6 protein-coding genes are annotated in these 7,415 nt (G+C 74.9%); 3 read left to right on the plus strand and 3 right to left on the minus strand.

Features of this window, described 5'->3' with window-relative positions; all coding sequences use genetic code 11:
* Nucleotides 1-16 precede the first annotated feature (16 nt).
* The 3 genes from ACRYM6_RS18060 to ACRYM6_RS18070 are packed head-to-tail and all read right to left on the minus strand — an operon-like array spanning nucleotide 17 to nucleotide 3,568.
* Nucleotides 17-1,423: an aldehyde dehydrogenase family protein gene (locus tag ACRYM6_RS18060; RefSeq protein WP_432544267.1), complete on the minus strand. Its 1,407-nt coding sequence runs from the start codon at nucleotides 1,421-1,423 to the stop codon at nucleotides 17-19.
* Entirely contained in the window at nucleotides 1,420-2,193 is a 774-nt protein-coding gene (locus ACRYM6_RS18065; RefSeq protein WP_432544268.1) for a gamma-glutamyl-gamma-aminobutyrate hydrolase family protein, read from the minus strand. Before ACRYM6_RS18065 ends, ACRYM6_RS18060 begins: the two co-directional genes overlap by 4 nt.
* Nucleotides 2,174-3,568: a glutamine synthetase family protein gene (locus tag ACRYM6_RS18070; protein WP_432544269.1), complete on the minus strand. Its 1,395-nt coding sequence runs from the start codon at nucleotides 3,566-3,568 to the stop codon at nucleotides 2,174-2,176. The genes ACRYM6_RS18065 and ACRYM6_RS18070 overlap by 20 nt, the downstream gene beginning before the upstream one ends.
* 216 nt (nucleotides 3,569-3,784) lie before the next feature.
* Here ACRYM6_RS18070 and eat point away from each other — a divergent pair, with 216 nt between their 5' ends.
* The 3 genes from eat to ACRYM6_RS18085 all read left to right on the plus strand — a co-directional run bounded on the left by eat (nucleotide 3,785) and on the right by ACRYM6_RS18085 (nucleotide 7,286).
* Entirely contained in the window at nucleotides 3,785-5,236 is a 1,452-nt protein-coding gene (eat, locus tag ACRYM6_RS18075; RefSeq protein ID WP_432544270.1) for an ethanolamine permease, read from the plus strand.
* On the plus strand, nucleotides 5,233-5,847 hold the full coding sequence (locus ACRYM6_RS18080) for a maleylpyruvate isomerase N-terminal domain-containing protein (protein WP_432544271.1): 615 nt from the start codon (nucleotides 5,233-5,235) through the stop codon (nucleotides 5,845-5,847). The genes eat and ACRYM6_RS18080 overlap by 4 nt, the downstream gene beginning before the upstream one ends.
* A gap of 164 nt (nucleotides 5,848-6,011) precedes the next feature.
* Nucleotides 6,012-7,286, plus strand: a complete 1,275-nt coding sequence (locus ACRYM6_RS18085) for a multidrug effflux MFS transporter (RefSeq protein ID WP_432544272.1) — start codon at nucleotides 6,012-6,014, stop codon at nucleotides 7,284-7,286.
* The last annotated feature ends 129 nt before the right edge of the window (nucleotides 7,287-7,415 follow it).

Raw genomic sequence — 7,415 nt, forward strand, 5'->3', positions numbered from 1 at the left:
CGGTTGGCCGGGTGGCTCAGGTGGTGGAGATGAAGACGTTCTTGACGTCGGTGAAGGCGTCCAGGGCGTGCGGGCCCAGTTCCCGGCCCAGGCCGGACTCCTTCACCCCGCCGAAGGGCGTGGAGTACCGCACCGAGGAGTGCGAGTTCACCGACAGGTTCCCCGCCTCCACGGCGCGCGAGACCCGCAGCGCGCGGCCGAGGTCGCGGGTCCAGATCGACCCGGAGAGCCCGTAGCGGGAGGCGTTGGCGATGCGGACGGCGTCGGCCTCGTCCTCGAAGGGCGTCACGGTGACCACGGGACCGAAGACCTCCTCGGTGGCCACCCGCACGCCGGGGTCCGGGGCGAGCACCACGGTGGGCCGGAACCAGAAGCCGGGGCCGTCCGGGGCGGTGCCGGTGAACGCCACCCGGGCGCTGCCGCCGAGGGCGTCCGGGGCGAGGAAACCCGCCACTCGGTCGCGCTGGGCGGCGGAGATCAGCGGGCCCATCTGGGCTCCGGGGGAGCGGGGGTCGGCGACCCGGACCGCCTGCACGGCCGGTTCGAGCAGTTCCAGGAACCGGTCGTGGACGCTGCGCTGCACGAGGATCCGCGACCGGGCGCAGCAGTCCTGCCCGGCGTTGTCGAACACCCCGTCGGGGGCGGTCGCCGCGGCGCGCTCCAGGTCGGAGTCGGCGAAGACGACGTTCGCGCTCTTGCCGCCGAGTTCCAGGGTGACGCGCTTGACGTGCTGCGCGGCGCCGGCCATGACGCGGCGCCCGACGGCGGTGGAGCCGGTGAACACCAGCTTGCGCACCGCGGGGTGCTCCACGAGCCGCTGCCCGACCACGTCGCCCCGGCCGGGCAGCACCTGCAGGACCCCCTCGGGCAGCCCCGCCTCCCGCGCGAGCTCGGCGACCCGCAGCGAGGTCAGGGGGGTCAGCTCGGCGGGTTTGAGGACGACGGTGTTCCCCGCGGCCAGGGCCGGGCCCAGGCTCCAGCCCGCGATGGGCATCGGGAAGTTCCACGGGGTGATGACCCCGACCACGCCGAGGGGTTCGTGGAAGGTGACGTCGAGGCCGCCGGCCACCGGGATCTGGTCGCCGAGGTGGCGTTCCACGGCGGCGGCGGAGTACTCCAGCACGTCGCGCAGGTTCCCCGCCTCCCAACGGGCGTTCCCCACGGGGTGACCGGCCTCGCGCACCTCCAGGTCCGCGAGGTGGTCCAGGTCGGCGTCGACGGCCGCGGCGAAGCGGCGCAGCAGCCGCGCGCGGTCGGCGGGGGCGACGTCGCGCCAGCCGGGGAAGGCGTCGGCGGCGCGCGCCACGGCGGCGTCGGTGCCGGCGGTGCCGGTCATCGCCACGGTGGTGAACACCTCCCCGCGGGCGGGGTCGACGACGTCGTGGGTGCCGCCTTCGCGCAGGTCCTCGCCCCGCGCGCTCACCGGGACACCGCCGCGGGGGCGTGCCGGGCGGCGGCGACCAGCGCCGCGAAGAGCCGGCGGTCGCCGGCGTCCTCCTCCGGGTGCCACTGCACGCCCAGCAGGAGAGCGGCGGCCGGGTCGGTGCCCTCCACCGCCTCCACGGTGCCGTCCTGCGCGCGGGCCGCGACCCGCAGCCCGTCGGCGAGCCGGTCCACGGCCTGGTGGTGGTAGCAGTGCACGGTGGTCTCCTCCCCGAGCAGCTCCCGGACCCGGGAGCCGGGTTCGGTGCGCACGGTGGTCGTCGCGAACTCGGCCGGTGCCCCCTGGTGCCGGCGACCGTCCAGCACGTCGGGCAGGTGCTGGTGCAGGGTGCCGCCCAGGGCGACGTTGAGGACCTGCGCCCCGCGGCAGATGCCCAGCACCGGCAGTCCCCGGCGCAGCGCGGAGCGGACCAGCGAGATCTCGTGGTCGTCGCGGGCCGGGTGCGGGGTTCCGGTGGTGCTCAGCGGCTCCTGCCCGTACCGCGCCGGGTCGACGTCCCCGCCGCCGGTGAGGACCAGGCCGTCGAGGTCGGCGAGCTCGGCGTCGGACCAGCCGGCGCCCCCCGGCTCCCGGGGCGGCAGCAGCACCGGCCGCCCGCCCGCGGCGCGCACCCCGTCGAGGTACACGGCCGGCAGCAGCGCGGAGACGACGTCCCAGATCCCGTGCCGGCTGGGTTCGAGGTAGGTCGTCAGGCCGATGAGCGGCCGGCGCCCCCCGGGGGCGCCCGGGTCAGAGGCGTTCGAAACCACGGGCGCGCTCCCAGTCGGTGACGGCGCTCTGGAACGCCTCCAGCTCCACGTGCGCGGCCCGCGCGTAGTGGTCGACGACGTCGTCGCCGAAGGCGCGGCGGGCGAGGCCGGAACCGGCGAACAGCTCCACCGCCTCCAGCAGGGTGACCGGCACCCGGGGCGCTCCGCCGGCGTAGGCGTTCCCGGTGGTCGCGTCCTCCAGCTCCAGCCCCTCCTCGATGCCGTGCAGGCCGGCCGCGAGGAGCGCCGAGACGGCCAGGTAGGGGTTCGCGTCCCCGCCCGGGACGCGGTTCTCCATGCGCAGGGACGGCCCGTGGCCCACGACCCGCAGCGCGCAGGTGCGGTTGTCGCGGCCCCACGCCACGGCGGTGGGGGCGAAGGACCCGTCGGCGAAGCGCTTGTAGCTGTTGACGTTCGGGGCCAGCAGCAGGGTCAGCTCCCGCAGCGCCGCGAGCTGGCCGGCGAGGAAGGACCGCATCACGGGGGCCATCGCGGACCCGTCCCCGCCGGGCTCGGCGAACACCGGGGTCCCGTCGAGGTCGGTGAGGCTGAGGTGGACGTGGCAGGAGTTGCCCTCCTTCTCGTCCAGCTTGGCCATGAAGGTGGCGGACATGCCCTCCTGCGCCGCGATCTCCTTGGCGCCCAGCTTGAAGACGGAGTGCTGGTCGCAGGTGGTCAGGGCGTCGGCGTAGCGGAAGCCGATCTCCTGCTGGCCGAGGTTGCACTCGCCCTTGGCGGACTCGGTGTAGAGGCCTGCGCCGTCCATCTCGTTGCGGATCCGGCGCAGCACCGGCTCGACGCGGCCGGTGCCCAGGAGGGAGTAGTCGATGTTGTAGGTGCTCGCCGGCCGCAGGTCGCGGTACCCGCTCGCCTGCGCCTCCTCGTAGGTGACGCGCAGCAGGTTGAACTCCAGCTCGGTCGCGACCAGGGCCCGCAGGCCGTGCGCCTCCAGCCGCTCCAGCTGGGCGCGCAGGACCTGCCGGGGGGAGGGGCGCACCGGCGCGGAGTCCAGCTGCAGCACGTCGCACAGCACCATCGCGGTGGCGGGGTGCCAGGGGATGCGGCGCAGCGTGGTGAGGTCGGGCCGCAGCAGGAGGTCGCCGTACCCCCGGGACCAGGAGGTGATCTCGTAGCCGTCGACGGTGTTCATCTCGACGTCGACGCCGAGCAGGTAGTTGCACCCCTCGGTCCCGTGCTCCAGGACCTCGTCGAGGAAGAACCGCCCGGTGACCCGCTTGCCCTGCAACCGGCCCTGCATGTCGGTCATGGCGACGAGGACGGTGTCGACCGCTCCGGAGGCGATGTCGCGGCGGAGTTCCTCCAGCGGCAGGGGCGCGGTCCTCCCGGTGCTCGTCCCGGTGCTGCTGCGCCTCACGGGGCCTCCTCGTGCTCAGCGGTGCCGAACCGTCCGGAATGGTCCAGCGGCGGACCATTCCGCCCATCGAAGTCCTCCCCGCCGACGGCTGTCAAGGCCCGTTGACGCCGCCGCGGGGCACGGGCATGCTCGACGTCCACCGGGAGTCCACCCGGGAGCGGGTCGACGGCGATCCGACGGTTCCACCTCGGGCACCACCCGGCCTCGGAGGTCCGCATGAGCGTGCAGCGCAACCCCTCGTCGTCGCGCGTCGACTACGACGACGTCTCGGTCGAGTACCTGCAGCAGAGGCAGTTGAAGCGCGGTGCCGCCGGCTGGGTGCTGCTGGCCGGCCTCGGGGTGGCGTACGTCATCTCCGGGGACTTCTCCGGCTGGAACCTCGGCCTCGCCGAGGGCGGCTGGGGCGGCCTGCTCATCGCCTTCGTGCTGATGGGGGTCATGTACACGTGCATGGTGTTCGGGCTGGCGGAGATGTCGTCGGCGCTGCCGGTGGCGGGTGCGGGCTACGGGTTCGCCCGGCGCGCCCTCGGCCCGCTGGGCGGGTACGCCACCGGCATCGCCATCCTCATCGAGTACGCCATCGCCCCGGCCGCCATCGCCACGTTCATCGGCGGCTACGTCCAGGCGCTGGGGTTCATGACGGACGCCAACCCCTGGCCCATCTACCTCGCCGCGTACCTCGTGTTCGTCGGCGTCCACCTGTGGGGCGTGGGGGAGGCCATGAAGGTCATCTTCGGCATCACCGCCCTCGCGGTGGTCGCGCTGGTGGCCTGGATCGTGGGGATGGTCGGGAAGTTCCAGTGGTCCAACCTCTTCGACATCGCCGCCGACGGCTCCGCCGGTTCCTCCTCCTTCCTGCCGTTCGGCTACGCGGGGGTCCTGGCCGCCTTCGTCTACGGGATCTGGTTCTTCCTGGCCGTCGAGGGTGTCCCGCTGGCCGCGGAGGAGGCCCGCGACCCGCGCCGCGACATGCCGCGCGGCATCATCGCGGCGATGCTGGTCCTGCTGGTGTTCGGCGCCGCGGTCCTCCTGCTCGCCCCGGGCGGGGCGGGGGCCTCGACGATGCAGGACTCCGGGAACCCCCTCCCCGAGGCCGTGCGCACCGCCTACGGCGAGGACAACCTGCTGGCGACCGTGGTGAACTGGGTGGGTCTGGCCGGGCTGGTGGCGAGCTTCTTCTCCATCGTCTACGCCTACTCCCGGCAGTTGTTCGCGCTCTCCCGCGCCGGGTACCTGCCGCGCTGGATGTCGGTGACGGGACGGCGCAAGACCCCCTACCTGGCGCTGATCGTCCCCGCCACCGTCGGCTTCGCGCTGGCCGCGACCACCGGGAACGGCGCGCTGCTCATCAACATCGCCGTGTTCGGCGCGACGGTGTCCTACGTCCTGATGAACCTCTCCCACATCGTGCTGCGCCGCAAGGAACCGGACCTGGAGCGCCCGTACCGCACCCCCGGCGGCGTCGTCACCACCGGCACCGCCCTCGTGCTGTCCGCGACGGCGGTGGTCGCGACGTTCTTCGTGGACGAGCTGGCGGCGGGGATCACCGCGGGCGTGTTCGTCGCGTTCCTCGCCTACTTCTGGTTCCACTCCCGCCACCACCTCGTCGCCAGCGCGCCCGAGGAGGAGTTCGCCGCGGTGCGGGCGGCGGAGGCCGGGTTGAAGTGACCCCCTCCTGGGAGGACTCCCGCCGGGCCTTCCGCGAGGGCGCGGCGTGGTTCGTCCGCACGGCGGCCCTCGTCGGCGAGCGGTGGGACGCCCCCGGCCTCGGGGAGTGGGACGTGCGCGCGCTCACCGGCCACACCAGCCGCTCCCTGACGACGGTCGAGGCCTACCTCGCGACCCCGGCCGCGGGGGTCGAGGTCGCGTCCGCGGCGGACTACTTCCGGGCGGTGAGCGCGGCGGCGGCCGCCCCCGGGGTCGCGCAGCGCGGGCGCGAGGCCGGGGAGGCTCTGGGGGCGGACCCCGCGGGCGCGGTGGCGGACCTGGCGGCGCGCGTGCTCGCGCTCGTCGACGGCTGCGACGGCACCGAGCTCGTGACGACCTTCGCCGGTGGGATGCGGCTCGCGGACTACCTGCCGACGCGCACGTTCGAGCTGGCCGTGCACACCGCGGACCTCGCCGCGGCGCTGGACCTGGCCCCCGACGTGCCCCCGGCGGCGGCGACCCAGGCGCTGCACCTGGTCACCGAGCTCGCCGTCGCCGCGGGCTCCGGCGGCGCGCTGCTGCTCGCGGCCACCGGCCGCCCGGGGCTCGCGCCGGGCTTCTCGGTGCTCTGACCGTCCCGCTCGCTCCCGCCCGCTCCCGGGCGCCCCCGGGCGCCCCCGTCGCGGGCCCGGGAATGGATCGGCACCCGGTGTCGGTTGTCGTCCCCGCCGCGTGGACGTGGAGCCGCGGGCTTCCGTGCGCCCGGTGGCCTCAGTCCCGCGACGGAAGAACCTCCATGACCGCACCCACGAACCTCCCGCCCGCCGACGGGGCGACGCCCCCCGCGCCCCCGCCCGCCCGGAGCATGGGGCGCACCGCCCTCGTGCTCGGCGGCTTCGTCGCCCTCGGGCCGTTGACCATCGACATGTACCTGCCGGCCCTGCCGACGATCGTCACGGAGCTGGAGACCACCGAGGCCGCGGTGCAGCTGACCCTGACCGGCACCCTCGTCGGCCTGGCCCTGGGGCAGCTGGTGCTCGGCCCGCTCTCCGACGCCCTCGGCCGGCGGCGGCCCCTGCTGGCCGGGACCGCCCTGCACGTCGTCGCCTCGCTGCTCGTGGTGCTGGCGCCGAACATCGCCGTCCTCGGCGTGCTGCGGGTGCTGCAGGGCGTGGGCACCGCGGCCGGCGCCGTCATCGCCCTGGCGATCGTGCGCGACCTCTACGACGGGCGCGCCGCGGCCACCATGCTCTCCCGGCTGTTCCTGGTGATCGGCGCCGCGCCCGTGCTCGCGCCGACCATCGGGGGCGAGGTGCTGCGGTTCACCTCCTGGCGCGGGATCTTCCTCCTGCTCGCCGTCTACGGGGTGGTCCTGCTGGCCGCGGGCGGCCGTGCGCTGCGCGAGACCCTGCCGCCGGAGGGCCGTCGCCCCCTGCGCGTGGGCGCCACCCTGGGGACCTACCGCGCCCTGCTGCGCGACCGCACCTACCTGGGCCTGGTCCTGGTGGCGGGGCTGGCCATGGCCGCCCTGTTCAGCTACGTGGCCGGCGCGTCCTTCGTCTACCAGGGCCAGTTCGGCCTGGACCAGCAGCAGTTCGGGCTCTTCTTCGGCGCCGGCGCGGTCTGGCTGATCGGGGCCACCCAGCTCAACCCGCTGGTCCTGCGCCGCTTCGCCCCCGCCCAGGTGCTGCTGGCCGCGACCCTCACCGGCCTGCTCGCCGGGGTGGTGCTCCTGGTGCTCGCCGCCACGGGCACCGGCGGCCTGCTCGGGGTGGCGCTGCCGCTGTGGGCGGTCCTGTTCTCCGCCGGCCTGGCCCTGCCGAACGCGCCGGCGCTGGCCCTGTCCCGCCACGGTGAAGCGGCCGGTTCGGCCGCCGCGCTGCTGGGGGCCGTCCAGTTCGGCGTCGGCGCCCTGGTCTCCCCCCTGGTCGGGGTGCTCGGCAACGACGCCCGCGCCATGGGCGTGGTGATCGTGGTCGCCCTGGCGCTGGGCAGCGCCGTGCTGGTGCTGCTCGTGAAGCCGTGGCAGCTGGTGGCCGAGACCGGGGCCCCCGTCGCCGTCGCTCACTGAGGAACCGGTGCGGGACCCGCGTCCCGCACCGGCCGGGCGGGGCCCCCCCCGCGGCCCCCCGCCCCGGGGGGCCGCTATAAAACCCCGGGGATAAACCCGTAAACAAACGGGAAAATACTTGGTAACCCC

Origin of the sequence: Kineococcus rugosus (assembly GCF_050871975.1) — a bacterium.
GTDB lineage: Bacteria > Actinomycetota > Actinomycetes > Actinomycetales > Kineococcaceae > Kineococcus.